Here is a 16,395-nt window from a genome sequence, read left to right as displayed (position 1 = left end):
CCGATTCGTGCCGATGCCCTATTCCCCCTTGCAGCACCTTCCCGCCGAGCTGATCGAGCGCGCCGCGCGCGTCCGCCTGGCCTGTTTCGACGTCGACGGCACGCTGACCGACGGCCGCCTGTATTACGACCACGCCGGTCACGAGAGCAAAGCGTTCAATGTGCTCGACGGCCAGGGCCTCAAGCAGCTCGACCACGCCGGCATCCACGTCGCGCTGATTACGGCGCGCGCCAGCCTGTCGGCGGAAAAGCGCGGGCAGGATCTGGGCCTGCATGTGCAGATCGGGGTCAAGAACAAGCGCCTGGCGGTGCTGGCGCTGTGCCAGGAGCACGGCCTGTCGCTGGACCAGGTGCTGTTCATGGGCGATGACCTCCCCGACCTGCCCGCCCTGCTCGCGGTCGGCCTGCCGGTGGCGCCGGCCAACGCGCACCCATGGATCGCCGAGCGCGTGCAGTGGCACACCCGCGCCCGTGGCGGCGAAGGTGCCGCGCGCGAAGTCTGTGATGTGGTGCTGGCCGCACAAGGCCAGGTCGAACGCATCATCGAAAGGTTCTCGGCATGAATTGGAACTGGCGCACCACCCTGGGCGTCGTGCTATTCGTCGCCGCCGTGATTTCCGGCTGGTCGGCCTGGAAGCAACGCGCGCGTCCGGCCGCCGCGGCCGTGCAGGAGTCCGGCGCGGACTACATCCTGCGCGACTTCGAGCTGATTGCCCTGGACAAGCAGAGCGGCAAGGAGTCGATGACGCTGCGCGCGCCGGAAATGCATCGCAACCGTGCCGACCAGACCGCAGACATCACCACGCCGGTGTTCCTGATGCCCGACAACGCCAATCTGCCGTGGACCCTGCGTTCCAAGACCGGCTGGGTCAACCCGGACGGCAGCCAATTGCGCCTGCGCGGCGATGTCGAGGGCGACAGCCCGACCGGCGGCGCCACCCCGCCAACCACGTTCCGCACCCAAAGCCTGGACGTGTTCCCGCAACAGAACATCGCCAAGACCGACGCGCCAGTGACCATGACCCGCCCGGGTATCATGCAGAGCGGCGTCGGCTTCGAAGCCGACCTCAAATCACGCCAGTACAAGCTCCTCTCTCAGGTCAAGACCCGCTATGAACCGAATGCTGCCCGCTAAACTGGCGTTTGCCGCACTGCTGCTGCCTGCGTTGGCAATGGCCAAGACCAGCGATCGCAACCAGCCGATGGCGATCGACTCCAATGCCAACGATTGCAACATGCTCGACGACAGCGGCAAGTGCCGTTTCAGCGGCAATGTGGTGATCACCCAGGGCACGCTGGAAATCCACGCCGACACCGCCGATATCTTCCAGAAGAACGGCCAGACCGATCGCGTGGTGCTCAACGGCAAGCAGGCCACGCTCAAGCAGGAGATGGACGACGGCGCCACGATGCACGGCCAGGCCGACAACATCGAATACAAGGTCGCCGATGAGATCATCATCCTGACCGGCAATTACAAGGTCGATTCGCCCAAGGGCACCAACGCCGGCCAGCGCATGGTCTACAACACCAAGACCGGCAACATGCAGAGCGGCGGCGATGGCAGCCGGGTGCGCACCATCATCCAGCCGAAAAATGCGGCGCCTGCCGCGGCAACGCCTGCGGCGACACCGGCCGCCAAGCCCGCTGCCAAGCCGCAGGGGAAGAAGTAATGCTGGTCGCCACCGGTCTGCGCAAGAAATACAAGCAACGCGAAGTGGTCAGGGAGTTCGGCCTCACGCTCGAAGCCGGCGAAGTGGTCGGTCTGCTCGGCCCCAATGGGGCCGGCAAGACCACCTGCTTCTACATGATCGTGGGTCTGGTCGAAGCCAATGCCGGCCGTATCGAACTGGATGGCCGCGACCTCACTGCCGAGCCGATGTACGCACGCGCCAAGCTGGGCGTCGGCTACCTGCCGCAGGAACCGTCGATCTTCCGCAAGCTCACCGTGGCCGACAACATCCGCCTGGTGCTGGAGCTGCGCGAGGAACTCGACAACGCCGGGCGCGAGAAAGAACTGGTCTCGCTGCTGGAAGAACTGCAGATCACCCACGTGGCCGATCAGCTCGGCGCCAGCCTCTCCGGCGGCGAACGGCGACGTTGCGAGATCGCACGTGCGCTGGCGGCCAAGCCGCGCATGATGCTGCTGGACGAGCCGTTCGCCGGCGTGGACCCGATTTCGGTCGGCGAGATCCAGCGCATCATCATCCACCTCAAGGAACGCGGCATCGGCGTGCTGATCACCGACCACAACGTGCGCGAGACCTTGGGAATCTGCGATCGCGCGTATATCCTCGCCGAGGGAGGCGTACTGGCGCAGGGGGCACCAGACACGTTGCTAGCCAATCCCGACGTCCGTCGCGTGTATCTGGGGGAAACTTTCCGCCTTTGAGCGCGTCGCCGCGCCAACGTTTTTTCCAGTCAGTGCCCGCATGAAAGCCCGGCTCCAGACATCGCTAGGACAGCAGTTGGTCATGACGCCGCAGTTGCGTCAGGCGATCAAGCTATTGCAGATGTCCACCACCGAGCTGGAAGTGGAAATCGCCGAGGCCGTGGAAACCAATCCGCTGCTGGAATGGGCCGACGAAGCCGCGCATGCCGCCAGCGACATTGCGGTGGAATCCGCGCCGTCCGCGTCCACCGAAGAACCTCAGCGCGAAGAAGTCGCGCCTGCCGAGCGCGACGACGATTGGTCGCAAGACGAGCTGCAATGGACCGGCTCGGGCAGCGGCGGCAGCTTCGACGACGACGAGTCCGGCGATGCCGCAGAGCGCGTGGCCGAATCCGAAACATTGGCCGACCACCTCTTGTGGCAGTTGCATCTGTCGCCCCTGTCGCCGCGTGACCGCCAGATCGGCGCGATGCTGATCGACGCCCTCGACGAAGACGGCTACCTGCGCGAACCACTGTCGGCCATTCTCGAAACCCTGGCGCTGGGCGCAGCGGTCGACGAGGCCGACGTGCTCACCGTCCTGCACCAGATCCAGCGCTTCGACCCGGTGGGCGTGGGCGCGCGCACGCTGGGCGAATGCCTGGCATTGCAGCTGGGGGTACTCGATGCGCAGACGCCCGGCCGCGAGTTGGCGCTGCAGATCGTTGCCGGCCCGCTGGAACGGCTGCCGCGCGCCGGCGTGGCCGGGCTGGCGCACGAGCTCAAGCGCTCCACTGCCGATGTCGAACAGGCGGTGCAGCTGGTGCGCTCGCTGGACCCGCGCCCGGGCAAACAGATCGGCGACCTGTCGCAGGACACCTACGTCGTGCCCGACTGCGTGATCTGGCGCCAGCGCGGGGTCTGGCGGGCTGCGCTGGCCGGCCGCGCGCAGCCCAAGGTCACCATTCACCGCGGCTACGAAAACCTGATCCGCAGCTGCGGCGAATCCGATGCCGGCTATCTGCGCGGCCAGTTGCAGGAAGCGCGCTGGCTGCTCAAGAGCCTGGAGGCGCGTGGCGAAACCCTGCTGCGGGTGGTCCGCTGCCTGCTGGAGCACCAGGCCGGGTTCCTGGAGTTCGGTGCGCAGGCCTTGCGCCCCTTGACGCTGCGCGAGATCGCAGGCGAGCTCGGCCTTCACGAGTCCACCATTTCCCGCGCGATCGCCCGCAAGTACGTGCGCACCCCGCGCGGCACCATCGCGCTGCGCTCGTTCTTCGCCTCCGGCATCGACACCGACAGCGGCGGCGAGGCCTCCAGCACTGCCATCCAGGCCATGATCCGGCGCCTGATCGATGCGGAAAACCCGCGCAAACCGCTCTCCGACGCCAAGCTGGCCGATCTGCTGAAAACATCCGGCGTCCCAGTGGCGAGGCGCACCGTTGCGAAGTATCGTGAGGCCATGAACATTTCCGCCTCCCACGAACGCGTGCGCATCGCCTGACGTTGCAACCACCGCAACGCCGGCCTGCGCCGGGTTTGTCGGATCACCGGAACGGTTCATTGGCCCACCGACCAATGGAGGTATCCGATGCGTATCGAGACGTATGGCCACCAGCTTGAAGTGACCCCCGCCCTGCGGGAGTACGTGGCAAGCAAGCTGCAGCGACTGCAGCGCCATTTCGACCAGCACTGCGAAGTCCGAACGCAGCTGGCCGTCCGCAAGCCGGACCACCACGTGGTCGCCACCGTCAACCTTCCCGGTCGCACCCTGCACGCAGATGCCAGCGGTTCCACCATGTATGCGGCCATCGACCTGCTGGTCGACAAGCTCGACCGCCTGGTCCTCAAGCACAAAGAGAAGAAATGTAACCACCACGCCCGCGAGGTGCGCGACAATCCCGCATGACGCTTCCCGCCTGATGCCCTCATGCCTTTAACCGATCTGATGGCGGCCGTGCGCACCCTGGTGTCGCCGGCCGCCGATCGCGACACCGTCCTGCATGCCGCCGCCGACCTGCTCTCCTGTCGTCAGGCCGGCGCCGACGAGCTCTACGCCAACCTGTGCGAACGCGAGGCCCTGGGCAGTACCGCCATTGGCCATGGCATCGCCATTCCGCATGGGCGCTGCCCCGACCTCACCGAGCCACGCGGGGCCTTGCTGCGGCTGGATACGCCGGTGCCCTTCGGCGGCGACGAGCCGGTGGATCTGGTCTTCGCCATGGCCGTGCCGGCGCACTACACCCACCAGCACCTGATGCTGCTGTCTGAGCTGGCCGAACGGTTCTCCGATGCCGACTTCCGTCAGAACTTGCGCGCCGCACCCAACGCCGATGCCCTGATGACGCTGCTGGCCGACGTGCCGCCCGCGCAGGCGAGCGCGGCATGAATACCAGCATCACCGCACGCGAACTGTTCGACCAGCAGCGCGACAAGCTCGCGCTGCGCTGGGTCGCCGGCCCCAAGGGCGAGCACCGCGAGATCCAGGCCGGCAGCAACAACGCACGGCGCCCGTCGCTGGCCGGCTACCTCAATGTGATCTATCCCAACAAGGTGCAGATCCTGGGCACCGAGGAACTGGCCTGGCTGGACTCGCTGGATGCGCGGCAGCGCTGGGAGACCATCGAAAAGATCATCCAGGTGCAACCGCTGGCGCTGGCGATCAGCAAGAACCAGTCATGCCCGGAAGATCTGCGCGCGGCGGCGGACGAATCCAATACGCCGCTGTGGATCTCGTCCAAGCGCGGCCACGAACTGCTCAACCACCTCTCCTACCATCTGGCGCGCACGCTGGCGCCGCGGGTCACGTTGCATGGCGTGTTCATGGAGATCTACTCGATCGGCGTGCTGATCACCGGCGAAGCCGGCTCGGGCAAGAGCGAGCTGGCGCTGGAACTGCTCAGCCGCGGTCACCGACTGGTGGCCGACGATGCCCCCGAGTTCACCCAGATCGCGCCCGACGTGCTCGACGGCACCTGCCCCGAATTGCTCCAGGATTTGCTGGAAGTACGCGGCCTGGGCGTCCTGAACGTCCGCGACATGTTCGGCGACACCGCGGTGAAGAAGAACAAGTACCTGCGCCTGATCGTGCACCTGACCCGGCCGATGACCGAGCCGACGCCGTCCGGCTACGAGCGTCTGACCGGCGATTCGGGCAGCCGCCATGTGCTGGACCTGGACGTCCCGCTGATCACCCTGCCGGTCATGCCCGGCCGCAATCTGGCCGTGCTGACCGAAGCGGCGACCCGGCTGCATATCCTGCGCACCAAAGGCATCGATCCGGCAGCGATGTTCATCGCCCGCCATAGCAACCTGCTGGAGCGACGCACGCCATGAGTATCGCGCCCTCCACGCTGATGATCGTGAGCGGGCTATCCGGCTCGGGCAAATCGGTCGCGCTGAAGACCTTCGAAGATCTGGACTACTACTGCTCGGACAATCTGCCGGTCGAGCTGCTGCCGGACTTCGTCAAAAGCCGCCTGCGTGGCAACCCGGTCGGCGACCAGCGCCTGGCGGTGGGCATCGATGTGCGCAGCCGCAGCGACCTGACCCAGCTGGCGCAGTGGCGCCAGGCCGCGCAGGAATACGGCATCGAGGCGCGATTGCTGTTTTTCGAAGCCAGCGACGAGGCATTGATCAAGCGGTATGCCGATACCCGCCGCCGCCACCCGCTCAGCCATCTCGGCCTGGCACTGCCGGAAGCGATCACCCGCGAGCGCCAGTTGACCGAACCGTTGCGTACGCAGGCCGATGCCGTCATCGACACCAGCACGCTCAACGTGCATCAATTGCGGCGCCGCGTGGTCACCGAGTTCGCGCTTGGTTCCCATGATCGGCTGTCGCTGCTGTTCGAATCGTTCGCCTACAAGCGCGGCGTGCCGGCCGAAGCCGACTTCGTGTTCGATGCGCGCGTGCTGCCCAATCCGCATTGGGATCCGGAGCTGCGTCCACTCACCGGCCGCGATGCCGGCGTGCGCAACTATCTGGACAACGAGGCCGACGTGCAACGCTACAGCGCGCAGATCGTGGACCTGCTCGACACCTGGCTGCCACGACTGCGCAACGACACCCGCAGCTACGTGACCATCGCCTTCGGTTGCACCGGCGGCAAGCACCGTTCGGTGTACATGGCCGAACGCATGGCCCGACATGCGCGCGAACAGGGCTGGCCGGAAGTGGCGACGTTTCATCGCGAGCAGGACTGAGGGGCGCGGATTCGGGAATCGGGAATCGGGAATCGTTACAGCGGCATCCTGCGGCGTGTGCTGCATCTACGTTGAGGACGCACGCTCGCTGGCCCTATTTTTAGGTTGGATTGCTTGCGGCGGCTGGCGTCTGGCGGACGCTGCGCAGGCCCGACAACGCTGCAGCTGACGCGACTGGATCGCCAACGTCCCGAAAACCGCTTGGCGCTCTCATTCGGCGCGCTCTGCAACGCTGCACGACCAAGGCGTTGGCGCCGTTACACCCAATGCGTCGATGGTATTCCGCCACGCATGGCTACATGCCCCTGCTCGCTGAAGGCAAAACGGCAGCGCTCGCTTGCGATGCGGGTCGCACTGCTGACGCTGCATGAGGCACGGCTCGGCGCCAGGTAGGCAGCGCACGATGGCCACACATGCTGCCGCCACGTCGCTGCAGCGGTCCTAAACATCTATTCAGTTCGCAACGCATCTGTGCGGGCAAACGCTATCGCGCAGTCATGCTGACCTGTTAACGTTTCGGCATGGCCTGTGGCATTCTCCTCATTACTCATCCCGGCATTGGCGCAGCGTTGTTGAACGTGGCGACAGGGCTGTTGCGGCAATTGCCGTTGAAGACCGAAGCATTCGACGTGCCGTTCGATGCAGACCTGGACGCATTGCTGCCCCAGGCATCGTCGGCGATGCGCCGGGTCGACAGCGGCGACGGCGTGCTGGTCATGACCGACCTGTACGGCGCCAGCCCCAGCAATCTCGCCAACCGTCTGGCCAAGCTGGGCACCCCGGTTCGCCGGGTGTCCGCGCTGAGCCTGCCGATGCTGCTGCGCGTGATGAACTACCCCGAACAAGGATTGCAGGAGCTGCCCGCCACTGCGGCGGCCGGTACCCGCAACGGAGCGATCATCGACGATGCTTGAACGCGAACTCATAGTTTCCAACCGACTCGGACTGCATGCGCGGGCCACCGCCAAGCTGGTGCAGACGCTGTCGTCGTATCGCAGCAACGCCACCCTGGCGGCCAAGGGGCGCGAGGTGAATGCCAAGAGCATCATGGGCGTGATGTTGCTGGCCGCAGGCCAGGGCACTAGCGTGGTGGTGCGGCTGGATGGCGAAGACGAAGCCGAGGCCTTGCAGGCGCTGGTGGACCTGTTCGAGCGTCGTTTCGACGAGGACAGCTGAGCATGCGCGGCGTCGGCGCCGTTGCGACCGACACGGCGCCGCTGCGCCAGGGACGCGCATGAGCCTGCGCCTGCGCGGACATGGCGCTGCACGCGGCAATGCACTTGGCCGCGCGCGCGTGCGCCAGAGCCATACCCTGGAAGTGGCCGAACAACGCGTGCCCGCCAATCAGGTGGAAACGCAGCTGCAGCGCCTGCATGCAGCCATCGCGTCGGCACGGGTCGAAATGCAGCAGCTGCGCGACCGCCTGCACGGCGCACTGGCGCGCGAGGTCGGCGAATTTCTCGAGCTGCATGCATTGCTGCTCGATGACCCCGAACTGCTGCAAGGCCTGGATGAGCTGATCCGCACCCACCGTTACAGCGCCGACTATGCCCTGCGTGTGCAGCGCGACCGCCTGGCGGCGGTGTTCGACGGGATGGAGGATGCGTACCTCAAGAGCCGCATGGACGATCTGGATCACGTGATCGGCCGCATCCATGCATTCCTGCACAAGCGCGCACCCGACCTCAAGGGGGTGGCCGGCGAGATCCTGGTGTGCGACAACGTGGCACCTTCCGAGCTGGCGCAGCTGCAGGCGCAAGGTGTGGTCGGCATCGTCACCACGGCCGGCAGCACGCTGTCGCACAGCGCGATCCTGGCGCGCAGCCTGCACCTGCCGTTGGTGGTAGGCGTCAGCGACGCGCTGCAGCGCATCGAAGATGGCGATGTGCTGATTGTCGATGCCGGCTCGGGCCAGGTGATCGTCGACCCCAAGCCCGAACATCTGCGCGACTACCGCGAGCGCCTGCGTGCACTGGCCAAGGAACAGCGCGAGCTGGGCCGGCTACGCTCCAAGCCCACGCGCACGCGCGACAACGTCGACATCACCCTGCTGGCCAACGCCGAATCGCTGGAAGACGTGGCCAACGCGCATGCGCTCGGGGCCAGCGGCCTGGGCCTGTATCGCACCGAATTCCTGTTCCTGCAGCGCAACGAGCTGCCGGACGAAGACGAACAGTTCCACACCTACCGCGACACCGTGCTGGGCATGAGCGGCCGCCCGGTCACCATCCGCACCCTGGACCTGGGCGCCGACAAGGCCGACCGCACCGGTCTGACCTTGAGCGATGAGGACAACCCGGCGCTGGGTCTGCGCGGCGTGCGCCTGTCGCTGGCGCGGCCGGCGGTGGCGCAGGCGCAATTGCGCGCGATCCTGCGTGCGTCCGGCTACGGGCCGGTGCGCATCCTGGTGCCGATGGTCAGCGGCCGCGAAGAAATCCTGCAACTGCGCAAGCAGTTGAAGAAGCTCACCGCGCAGCTGCGCGCCGAAGGCCACGAGATCGCCGAGCACATTCCGCTGGGCGCGATGATCGAAGTGCCGGCGGCGGCATTGGCGTTGGACTGCTTCATCGACGATATCGATTTCCTGTCCATCGGCACCAACGACCTGGTGCAGTACCTGCTGGCGGTGGATCGCAACAACGAGGCGTTGGGCGAGCTGTACTCGCCCCTGCATCCCGCCGTCCTCCGACTGATCGCGCAGGTCATCGCCACCGGACGCGCCTACGGCAAGCCGGTCGCGGTGTGCGGCGAAATCGCCGGCGATCCGCGCTTCGTGCCGATGCTGCTGGCGTTGGGGCTCACCGAGTTCAGCCTGCATCCGGCCACCTTGCTGGAAGTGCGCCGCGCGGTGCGCGACACCCATCTGGGCGAGTTGCGCGTGCACGGCGAAAAATTGCTGCGCGCCCGCGATCGCAAGGGCATCGAAAAATGGCTGACTGGCCACGCGCAGGGGTTGCTGCGGTAATTGCGACGCGCACCCGGCCCGGCAGCGCGGCCGATGCTTCCAGACCTGCGTTTCCTTCAAAACGGCGATCGACACGATTTCGCAGCCCTGAGGCGGGCAGACGGTGCTGCGAATCGGCACGCACCGCTTGGGCAGTGCGATTGCTGCGCGCCGGTCACGCCCGCTCGCACCGCTTTGATCGCCTCCTTGGTCGAAAAGCGCATCGAAAATTCCGCCCGCATCGTCAATCGCGTACCGCTCCATCCACCTTCAGCAGCCCTCGCGGCTTGGCTGCGTCCACCGCGCATGCCCTGCGCAAGCGCGCGGCAGCGACCCTGTATGTTTCGTCACCATACGCAAGCGATAATGCCTTGCTGACCCAGCACCGCGTCCTTTACTGGCGCGTCCACTCTTCCGGGAAGCCGCGCATGGCCGAAGCCGTCCGCCACGACAAAACCGCGCGCCAGCTACGCCTGCTGTCCGACGCGCTGGATAGCGGACGCCTCGGGCCGGTACGCCGGTTGGTCAATACGCTGGCGCCGGCGGAAATAGGCAACCTGCTCGAATCGCTGCCGCCCGGCAAGCGCGAAGTGGCGTGGGGGCTGGTCGATCCGGAAGACGATGGCGAGGTGCTGCTGCACGTCGGCGACGAAGTGCGCGAAAGCCTGCTGGCCGACATGGACCCGGACGAGATCGTGGCTGCGGTCGAAGACCTGGACATCGACGATCTGGCCAACCTGGTCGAAGACCTGCCCGATACCGTCATCGATGAAGTGCTCAAGTCGATGGACCGCGAAAACCGCGAGCGGCTCGAGCAGGTGCTGTCGTATCCGGAAGACACCGCCGGGCGTCTGATGAACCCGGACGTGGTCACCGTGCGCGCCGACGTCAACGTGGATGTGGTGCTGCGCTATCTGCGCCTGCGCGGCGAGCTGCCCGACCACACCGATCACCTGTACGTGGTGAGCCGGCGCCACCAATACCTGGGCCGTGTGCCGCTGGCGGCGCTGGTCACCCACGAAGACAGTACGCCGGTCAACCGGCTGATCGACGACGAGCAACCGGCCATCGATGTCGGCGACGGTTCGGACGAAGTGGCGCGGCGCTTCTCCGACCACGACTGGATCTCCGCGCCGGTGGTGGACGACAACAACATCCTGCTCGGCCGCATCACCATCGACGACGTGGTCGACATCATCCGCGAGCAGGCCGAGCACCAGGCCATGAGCGCGGCCGGTCTGGACGAAGACGAAGACATGTTCAGCCCGGCACGGCGCGCCTTCCGGCGCCGCCTGATCTGGCTGAGCATCAATCTGTGCACCGCGTTTCTGGCGTCCAGCGTGGTCAGCAGGTTCGAAGGCACCATCGAAAAACTGGTGGCGCTTGCGGCGCTGATGCCGATCGTTGCCGGCATGGGCGGCAATGCCGGCACCCAGGTGCTGGCACTGATGGTGCGCGGTCTGGCACTGGGCCAGATCGGCTCGTCCAACGTGATGACCTTGCTCAAGAAAGAGCTTACTGTCGCGCTGATCAACGGGCTGTGCCTGGGCATCGGGCTTGGCTTGATCGTGCTGGCCTGGTTCCGGCAACCGATGCTGTCGCTGGTGATCGGCACCGCGTTGACGGTGAACATGCTCACTGCCGCCTTCGGCGGAGTGCTGGTGCCGGTGACGCTGAAACGGTTGGGCTTCGATCCGGCATTGGCCGGTGGCGTAATCCTGACCACCTTGACCGACGTGATGGGCTTTTTGAGCTTCCTGGGCCTGGCCACGTTGATACTGCTGCCCTGACCTGCGGTACCTGGCCTAGCGCGTGTGATGCACGCGATGACGACAAGCAGATGAATATTCGACAGGAATCGCCGCGCCTCGACACGCCAGCGCACCGGCATGCGGTAATACTGCACCCATGTGATCGGTCGGGAGAGCTGCGTGATTCGTCGTTGTCTTGTTGTCATTGCCTTTGCGCTATTGCTGGCCGGCTGTTCCAGCATGGCTGAGCGCCACCATGACGAACGCCGCGGCCACTTCGTCACCCGCACGTTGAAACTGGACGGGCGCCTGTACCGCTATCAAGTGTTCGTGCCGGCGTCCAAGGTGCCGCAGCCGTGGCCCATCGTGCTATTCCTGCATGGCTCGGGCGAGCGCGGCGATAACGGGCGCGACCAGGCCGAAGTCGGCGTGGGCCCGTACTTGAGCGAACACACCGCCGACTTCCCCGCACTTGTCGTGCTGCCGCAAGTGCCCGAGGACGAGGAGTGGATGGGCATCAATGCGCGCATGGCGATCGCGGCGCTGGATGCGGCCAGCGCCGAGTTCGGTGCCGACCCGCAGCGCACCTACCTCACCGGCATTTCGATGGGCGGCTATGGCGCCTGGGAAATCGGGCTGATGCAGCCGCGCCGGTTTGCGGCGATCGTGCCGATCTGCGGCGCGCTCAAGGCACCGCGCGATGAGCGCCGCACCTTGTACGTGAGCCTGGTGGCGAAGGAAGCGGACCCGTACACCGCGGCAGTGACACAACTCAAGCACGTACCGATCTGGATGTTCCATGGCGCCAAGGACGACTCGGTACCGCCGCACGACGACCGCGCGTTGTACCGCGCTGCGAAAGGCGTGGGCGCCAATGTGCGTTACAGCGAATACCCGGAAGGCAACCACAACGCCTGGGACGCGACCTATGCGGACCCGACGATGTGGGAATGGATGTTCAGGCAGCGCCTGCGCTGACGGGCGATGCAGCGCCATGACGCCGCACCTGCCATCAGTGGTGATACCCATTGTCCGCAGTGACCTTGCCGCGAAACACGCGGTACGACCACACCGTGTAGCCCAGGATCAGCGGCAGCAAGGCGACCAGACCGACCATCGCGAACAGCTGCGAAGACGGCGGTGCGGCAGCCTGCCAGAGGGTGTAGACCGGCGGCACCAGATACGGCCACATGCCCAGCACCAAGCCCAAGAAGCCCAGCACGAACAGGCCCATCGCCAGCAGGAATGGCAGCGCATCCGAGCGCGCGGCCTCGCTCGCACGCCACAGCGCAACCCCCACGATGGCCACCAGCAGCGGCACCGGCATCAGCCACGGATAGTGCGTGCCACTGAACCAGCGCTCCATCACATGCGACTGCAGCGAAGGCAGCCAGGCACTGACCAGGCCGATGAAGATCAACACACTGATGGTCAACGGTCGGCTCAACTGCCGCGCCAACTGCTGCACATGGCCTTCTGTCTTGAGAATCAGCCAGGTACTGCCGAGCAGCGCATAGCCGAACACCAAGGCGGCGCCCGTCAGCATCGCGAACGGGCTGAACCAGCCCCAGATGCCGCCGACATAGCGGTCGTTCTCGATCTGCAGACCCTGCACCAGGGCGCCCAGGATCACGCCCTGCGCGAAGGTGGCCAGGATCGAACCGGCGGCAAACGCATTACTCCACAAGCGCCGCGATCGATGCGCCTTGAAACGGAATTCGAACGCCACGCCGCGGAACACCAAGGCCATCACCATCAACAGCACCGGCAGATACAGCGCCGACAGGATCACCGCATACGCCTTGGGAAATGCGGCCAGCAGCCCTGCCCCGCCGAGCACCAGCCAGGTTTCGTTGCCGTCCCAGATCGGCGCGGCGGTGTTCATCATCAGATCCAGCTGCGCTTCGTCCTTTCGGAACGGCGCCAGGATACCGATGCCGAGCACGAAGCCGTCCAGCACGACGTACATCAGCACCCCGAAGCCGATCACCGCAAACCACGCCACCGGCAAGACGCTCGTCATCTCCATCATGCAGCTCCGTCGATCGATTCGTCGGCCGCCGACAGCGGCCGTGCGGGCGTGTGTTCGCCATGGTCCAGCTGCGGCGCATCATGCGGTGTCGGTCCGATCTTGCCGATCTTGACCAGGTACCAGATGCCCCAGCCGAACACGAACGCGTAGCCGGCCACATACACCGTCAGCGAGATGGCGGTCATCAGCGCAGACTGCGGGCCCACCGCATCGGCGGTGCGCAACAAGCCGTAGACCGCATAGGGCTGCCGGCCGATTTCGGTGACGAACCAGCCGGAAATCAGCGCGATGAAGCCGCTCGGCAACATCCAGCGCCAAACCGCCAGCAACCAGCGCCAGTGCACCAGCTTGCCGCGCCACAACGCGAACGCAGACACCCAGGCCACCAGCAGCATCAATGAGCCGATCCCTACCATGATGCGGAAGGCGAAGAACACCGGCGTCACCGGCGGGCGCTCGCTTGCGGGCACCGACGTCAGCGGTGCGATGCTGCCATCCGGGCGGTGGGTCAGAATCAGGCTGCCCAGGCGCGGAATCGCCACCTCATAGTCGTTACGCTCGGCCTGTGCGTTGGGCACCGCAAACACCACCAGCGGGAATCCCTCGCCCGGTTTTTCGGCATGCCAGTGCGCTTCCATCGCGGCGATCTTCATCGGCTGATGCTTGAGCGTGTTCAAGCCGTGCATGTCGCCGACAACGATCTGCAGTGGTACGGCGATCGCGGCAAACACCACGGCCAGCTTCAGCATGCACAGCCCGGCTTGGCGATGCACGCCACGATGCAGATACCACGCGCCCACTGCACCCACCACGAAGCAGGTGGTGATGAATGAGCCAAGCGCCATGTGCGCAAGCCGGTACGGGAACGAGGGATTGAAGATGATCTTCAACCAGTCGACCGGGTGGACGATGCCGCCGATGACATCAAAGCCGGCCGGGGTCTGCAACCAGCTATTGGACGAAAGAATCCAGAACGTGGAAAACAGCGTGCCCAGCGCCACCATGCAGGTGGACAGCAAATGCAGGCGCTCGGAAATGCGCCCCCAGCCGAACATCATCACTCCCAGGAAACTGGCTTCCAGAAAGAACGCGGTGAGCACTTCATAGCTCAGCAGTGGCCCGATCACGCCACCGGCCACGCGGCTCAATTCCGGCCAGTTGGCCCCGAACTGGAAGGCCATCACGATGCCGCTGACCACGCCCATGCCGAAGGACACGGCAAAGATCTTCTGCCAGAAGAAATACAGCTCGCGCCAGACCGGCAGACGCGTGCGCAACCAGCGCCATTCCAGAAACGCCAGCAGACTGGAAAGCCCGATGGTGAATGCCGGAAACAATACGTGGAACGCGATGACGAATCCAAACTGGATCCGCGATAACAGCAGTGCGTCCATGGAGAACCCTCCAGGAAAAGTGATCGTTGGCGAGCAGCTCGCAGGTTGATCACCGGGATGCACTGCATCGGGCGATCGCGAGCTCGCTGCTGCGCTAGACGATCATGATAGGGATGGTCGCGCCCGTTCCCGATGCGACACGGCGTCGCATCCGCGACAAATTGCCGCCCCTGTACTGCGGTGCGTCGGACCACCTGCCTCCGCTGGGCAGTGCGCCGTGCGCCGGGGGCGACCCAATGGCGCGAATGCTGTCACGGCGAAATGCCGGGCGCTGGTCAGTGCACGTCGCCAGGCGGCGCAGGACCTGCCACGCCCTGCCTTCCAACCAAGTTGGCGCAACGCTATGGCCGCACCCGCTCCCAGATCCGCAGAAAGTTGCCGCTATACACATCGACGATGCGTTGCGTGGGCCAGCCGGCATCCAGCATCGCCTGCGTGAGCTTGTGCAGATCCGCACCGCTGCGCATCCCGGTCGGCAGGCTGGAAATGCCGCCATCGAAATCGCTACCGAAACTCAAGTGTTTCCATGGATCTTCGACGATTCCCATGGCGGCAATCTGTCGGGCGAACGCTTCGTAATAGCCGACGACAAAGGCAAGATCGGCATCCATATCCGGCGTGCCATCTGCCAAAAGTGAATGCTGCAAGAAGTACGGCGCCAGGATGACGCTGATGCAGCCACCGGTCTGCACGATGGCACGGATCGCCGCGTCGTCGAGCGCCCGGTCCAGGTGATGCGAAGGCCGCGTTTCCACACCACGCGTGACGCTGCGCGATGCGCCATGCGAAACGAAGGCCGGCACGTCGCGACGGAGGCAGATGCCGCAGGCGTCACGTATCCCCTGGCTCGAGGTATGCGAAAGATCCACCAGAAGCCCGACATCGATGCAGCGCTCCACCACCTGCCGGCCAAACTCCGTCAGCCCCGCACCTTTACGTTCGCGCCACGGATTGAGCGATGCATAGCCGGCCTGGGAGATGTCGGTGTGGCTGAAATGGTTGAGCGTCAGATAGGCGGCGCCGGCCCTGGCTGCACTTTCCAGACGCGCCAGCCGCAACGCCTGGCTGCGGCTCCCGCGTGGTCCAAGCATGTGCGCACCCTCCAACGACAGGATGGCGCAGCACAGACCTGCTGCGCGAATCGCGCGTAGCTCGGTGGCGCTGCGTGCCAGCCGCATTCGCCCGCCGCTTGCCGCCACCATCTCCTGGACATAGCGCCGATGCTCCACCCAGTGCTTCCAGGGGTCGAGAAAAGGCACAGCGACGAGGTTTTCCCAAAGTGCGTGGGCGCTGAAACAGGCACCGCCATAGCCACCGGCGAGAAAGTCCGGGCCGCTCACGTGGTACATCAGCGGTTGGTTGCGACCTCTCGGTGAGGTCTTGGACATCAACCAGAGGATCGGAGAACGCCGATGCGCTTTCCAATCGCCCTTCCAGAAATCGAAGCCACCTAGGGAAGGTCTGATCAACTCACCGCAGATGCGCGACACTATCGCCTTATGTAGAGGATTCATCCATGCAGCTGACGTTCGGTGACGCTGAGGGCTTGGGCAAGCGTAAGCAGACCCGGCGCGAGATCTTTCTTGCCGAGATGGAGCAGGTTGTTCCGTGGCAGCAACTGCTTGCCCTGATCGCGCCGCACTATCCAGTGTCGGGGCGGCCAGGTCGGCAGCCGTACGCACTGGCGACGATGTTGCGGATT

The 16,395-nt window shown here is 65.3% G+C and carries 17 protein-coding genes and 1 pseudogene; 15 read left to right on the top strand and 3 right to left on the bottom strand.

What is annotated here, in order from left to right; all coding sequences use genetic code 11:
- The first annotated feature begins 13 nt into the window (after nucleotides 1-13).
- From J7367_RS13750 to J7367_RS13685, 14 genes are all read left to right on the top strand, one after another.
- The gene (locus J7367_RS13750) at nucleotides 14-562 is read left to right on the top strand and encodes an HAD hydrolase family protein (protein WP_057662268.1); all 549 of its coding nucleotides are present in this window, start codon (nucleotides 14-16) and stop codon (nucleotides 560-562) included.
- Nucleotides 559-1,134, top strand: coding sequence for an LPS export ABC transporter periplasmic protein LptC (gene lptC / locus J7367_RS13745; protein WP_057662266.1), 576 nt, complete (start codon nucleotides 559-561; stop codon nucleotides 1,132-1,134). The genes J7367_RS13750 and lptC overlap by 4 nt, the downstream gene beginning before the upstream one ends.
- Nucleotides 1,112-1,672, top strand: a complete 561-nt coding sequence (gene lptA / locus J7367_RS13740; protein ID WP_011051948.1) for a lipopolysaccharide transport periplasmic protein LptA — start codon at nucleotides 1,112-1,114, stop codon at nucleotides 1,670-1,672. The genes lptC and lptA overlap by 23 nt, the downstream gene beginning before the upstream one ends.
- Complete coding sequence (gene lptB, locus J7367_RS13735; protein WP_057662263.1) at nucleotides 1,672-2,391, top strand: LPS export ABC transporter ATP-binding protein; 720 nt, start codon at nucleotides 1,672-1,674, stop codon at nucleotides 2,389-2,391. Before lptA ends, lptB begins: the two co-directional genes overlap by 1 nt.
- 40 nt (nucleotides 2,392-2,431) lie before the next feature.
- The gene (locus J7367_RS13730) at nucleotides 2,432-3,871 is read left to right on the top strand and encodes an RNA polymerase factor sigma-54 (protein ID WP_007964346.1); all 1,440 of its coding nucleotides are present in this window, start codon (nucleotides 2,432-2,434) and stop codon (nucleotides 3,869-3,871) included.
- Between the two features lie 87 nt (nucleotides 3,872-3,958).
- Nucleotides 3,959-4,276, top strand: coding sequence for a ribosome-associated translation inhibitor RaiA (raiA, locus tag J7367_RS13725; protein ID WP_005913379.1), 318 nt, complete (start codon nucleotides 3,959-3,961; stop codon nucleotides 4,274-4,276).
- A 21-nt stretch (nucleotides 4,277-4,297) separates the two neighbouring features.
- Nucleotides 4,298-4,756: a PTS sugar transporter subunit IIA gene (locus tag J7367_RS13720; RefSeq protein WP_057662260.1), complete on the top strand. Its 459-nt coding sequence runs from the start codon at nucleotides 4,298-4,300 to the stop codon at nucleotides 4,754-4,756.
- The gene (gene hprK / locus J7367_RS13715; protein ID WP_003487845.1) at nucleotides 4,753-5,703 is read left to right on the top strand and encodes an HPr(Ser) kinase/phosphatase; all 951 of its coding nucleotides are present in this window, start codon (nucleotides 4,753-4,755) and stop codon (nucleotides 5,701-5,703) included. Before J7367_RS13720 ends, hprK begins: the two co-directional genes overlap by 4 nt.
- Nucleotides 5,700-6,572 carry an RNase adapter RapZ gene (gene rapZ, locus J7367_RS13710; RefSeq protein WP_007971724.1) on the top strand — a complete coding sequence of 291 codons (873 nt, stop codon included), beginning with the start codon at nucleotides 5,700-5,702 and terminating at the stop codon, nucleotides 6,570-6,572. The genes hprK and rapZ overlap by 4 nt, the downstream gene beginning before the upstream one ends.
- A gap of 521 nt (nucleotides 6,573-7,093) precedes the next feature.
- Nucleotides 7,094-7,486 carry a PTS fructose IIA component family protein gene (locus J7367_RS13705; RefSeq protein ID WP_003487850.1) on the top strand — a complete coding sequence of 131 codons (393 nt, stop codon included), beginning with the start codon at nucleotides 7,094-7,096 and terminating at the stop codon, nucleotides 7,484-7,486.
- Nucleotides 7,479-7,748, top strand: coding sequence for an HPr family phosphocarrier protein (locus J7367_RS13700; protein WP_005913389.1), 270 nt, complete (start codon nucleotides 7,479-7,481; stop codon nucleotides 7,746-7,748). The genes J7367_RS13705 and J7367_RS13700 overlap by 8 nt, the downstream gene beginning before the upstream one ends.
- A gap of 58 nt (nucleotides 7,749-7,806) precedes the next feature.
- Nucleotides 7,807-9,537: a phosphoenolpyruvate--protein phosphotransferase gene (ptsP, locus tag J7367_RS13695; protein WP_007964329.1), complete on the top strand. Its 1,731-nt coding sequence runs from the start codon at nucleotides 7,807-7,809 to the stop codon at nucleotides 9,535-9,537.
- A 407-nt stretch (nucleotides 9,538-9,944) separates the two neighbouring features.
- Nucleotides 9,945-11,306: a magnesium transporter gene (gene mgtE / locus J7367_RS13690; protein ID WP_057662404.1), complete on the top strand. Its 1,362-nt coding sequence runs from the start codon at nucleotides 9,945-9,947 to the stop codon at nucleotides 11,304-11,306.
- 201 nt (nucleotides 11,307-11,507) lie between these two features.
- A complete protein-coding gene (locus J7367_RS13685) occupies nucleotides 11,508-12,245 on the top strand; it encodes a prolyl oligopeptidase family serine peptidase (RefSeq protein ID WP_211115884.1) in 738 nt (245 codons plus the stop codon).
- Between the two features lie 34 nt (nucleotides 12,246-12,279).
- On the opposite strand, the gene cydB is transcribed toward J7367_RS13685, so the two are convergent.
- From cydB to J7367_RS13670, 3 genes are all read right to left on the bottom strand, one after another.
- Complete coding sequence (gene cydB / locus J7367_RS13680) at nucleotides 12,280-13,296, bottom strand: cytochrome d ubiquinol oxidase subunit II (protein ID WP_057662252.1); 1,017 nt, start codon at nucleotides 13,294-13,296, stop codon at nucleotides 12,280-12,282.
- Nucleotides 13,296-14,693, bottom strand: a complete 1,398-nt coding sequence (locus J7367_RS13675) for a cytochrome ubiquinol oxidase subunit I (RefSeq protein ID WP_007964320.1) — start codon at nucleotides 14,691-14,693, stop codon at nucleotides 13,296-13,298. The genes cydB and J7367_RS13675 overlap by 1 nt, the downstream gene beginning before the upstream one ends.
- Before the next feature lie 341 nt (nucleotides 14,694-15,034).
- A complete protein-coding gene (locus J7367_RS13670) occupies nucleotides 15,035-16,207 on the bottom strand; it encodes a dipeptidase (protein WP_345776721.1) in 1,173 nt (390 codons plus the stop codon).
- A 2-nt stretch (nucleotides 16,208-16,209) separates the two neighbouring features.
- Here J7367_RS13670 and J7367_RS13665 point away from each other — a divergent pair.
- Nucleotides 16,210-16,395 (top strand): annotated as a pseudogene (locus tag J7367_RS13665) (IS5/IS1182 family transposase); the annotation flags it as partial.

Source organism: Xanthomonas sp. D-36-1 (assembly GCF_017746155.1).
Taxonomy (GTDB): Bacteria; Pseudomonadota; Gammaproteobacteria; order Xanthomonadales; family Xanthomonadaceae; genus Xanthomonas; species Xanthomonas cissicola.
This window is presented reverse-complemented; position numbering and strand designations above follow the sequence as displayed.

What these genes read in the sequence shown, in the direction of transcription:
- J7367_RS13750 (WP_057662268.1), top strand. Translation starts at nt 14, where the DNA reads ATGCCCTATTCCCCCTTGCAGCACCTTCCCGCCGAGCTGATCGAGCGC.
- lptC (WP_057662266.1), top strand. Translation starts at nt 559, where the DNA reads ATGAATTGGAACTGGCGCACCACCCTGGGCGTCGTGCTATTCGTCGCC.
- lptA (WP_011051948.1), top strand. Translation starts at nt 1,112, where the DNA reads ATGAACCGAATGCTGCCCGCTAAACTGGCGTTTGCCGCACTGCTGCTG.
- lptB (WP_057662263.1), top strand. Translation starts at nt 1,672, where the DNA reads ATGCTGGTCGCCACCGGTCTGCGCAAGAAATACAAGCAACGCGAAGTG.
- J7367_RS13730 (WP_007964346.1), top strand. Translation starts at nt 2,432, where the DNA reads ATGAAAGCCCGGCTCCAGACATCGCTAGGACAGCAGTTGGTCATGACG.
- raiA (WP_005913379.1), top strand. Translation starts at nt 3,959, where the DNA reads ATGCGTATCGAGACGTATGGCCACCAGCTTGAAGTGACCCCCGCCCTG.
- J7367_RS13720 (WP_057662260.1), top strand. Translation starts at nt 4,298, where the DNA reads ATGCCTTTAACCGATCTGATGGCGGCCGTGCGCACCCTGGTGTCGCCG.
- hprK (WP_003487845.1), top strand. Translation starts at nt 4,753, where the DNA reads ATGAATACCAGCATCACCGCACGCGAACTGTTCGACCAGCAGCGCGAC.
- rapZ (WP_007971724.1), top strand. Translation starts at nt 5,700, where the DNA reads ATGAGTATCGCGCCCTCCACGCTGATGATCGTGAGCGGGCTATCCGGC.
- J7367_RS13705 (WP_003487850.1), top strand. Translation starts at nt 7,094, where the DNA reads ATGGCCTGTGGCATTCTCCTCATTACTCATCCCGGCATTGGCGCAGCG.
- J7367_RS13700 (WP_005913389.1), top strand. Translation starts at nt 7,479, where the DNA reads ATGCTTGAACGCGAACTCATAGTTTCCAACCGACTCGGACTGCATGCG.
- ptsP (WP_007964329.1), top strand. Translation starts at nt 7,807, where the DNA reads ATGAGCCTGCGCCTGCGCGGACATGGCGCTGCACGCGGCAATGCACTT.
- mgtE (WP_057662404.1), top strand. Translation starts at nt 9,945, where the DNA reads ATGGCCGAAGCCGTCCGCCACGACAAAACCGCGCGCCAGCTACGCCTG.
- J7367_RS13685 (WP_211115884.1), top strand. Translation starts at nt 11,508, where the DNA reads ATGGCTGAGCGCCACCATGACGAACGCCGCGGCCACTTCGTCACCCGC.
- cydB (WP_057662252.1), bottom strand. Translation starts at nt 13,296, where the DNA reads ATGGAGATGACGAGCGTCTTGCCGGTGGCGTGGTTTGCGGTGATCGGC.
- J7367_RS13675 (WP_007964320.1), bottom strand. Translation starts at nt 14,693, where the DNA reads ATGGACGCACTGCTGTTATCGCGGATCCAGTTTGGATTCGTCATCGCG.
- J7367_RS13670 (WP_345776721.1), bottom strand. Translation starts at nt 16,207, where the DNA reads ATGAATCCTCTACATAAGGCGATAGTGTCGCGCATCTGCGGTGAGTTG.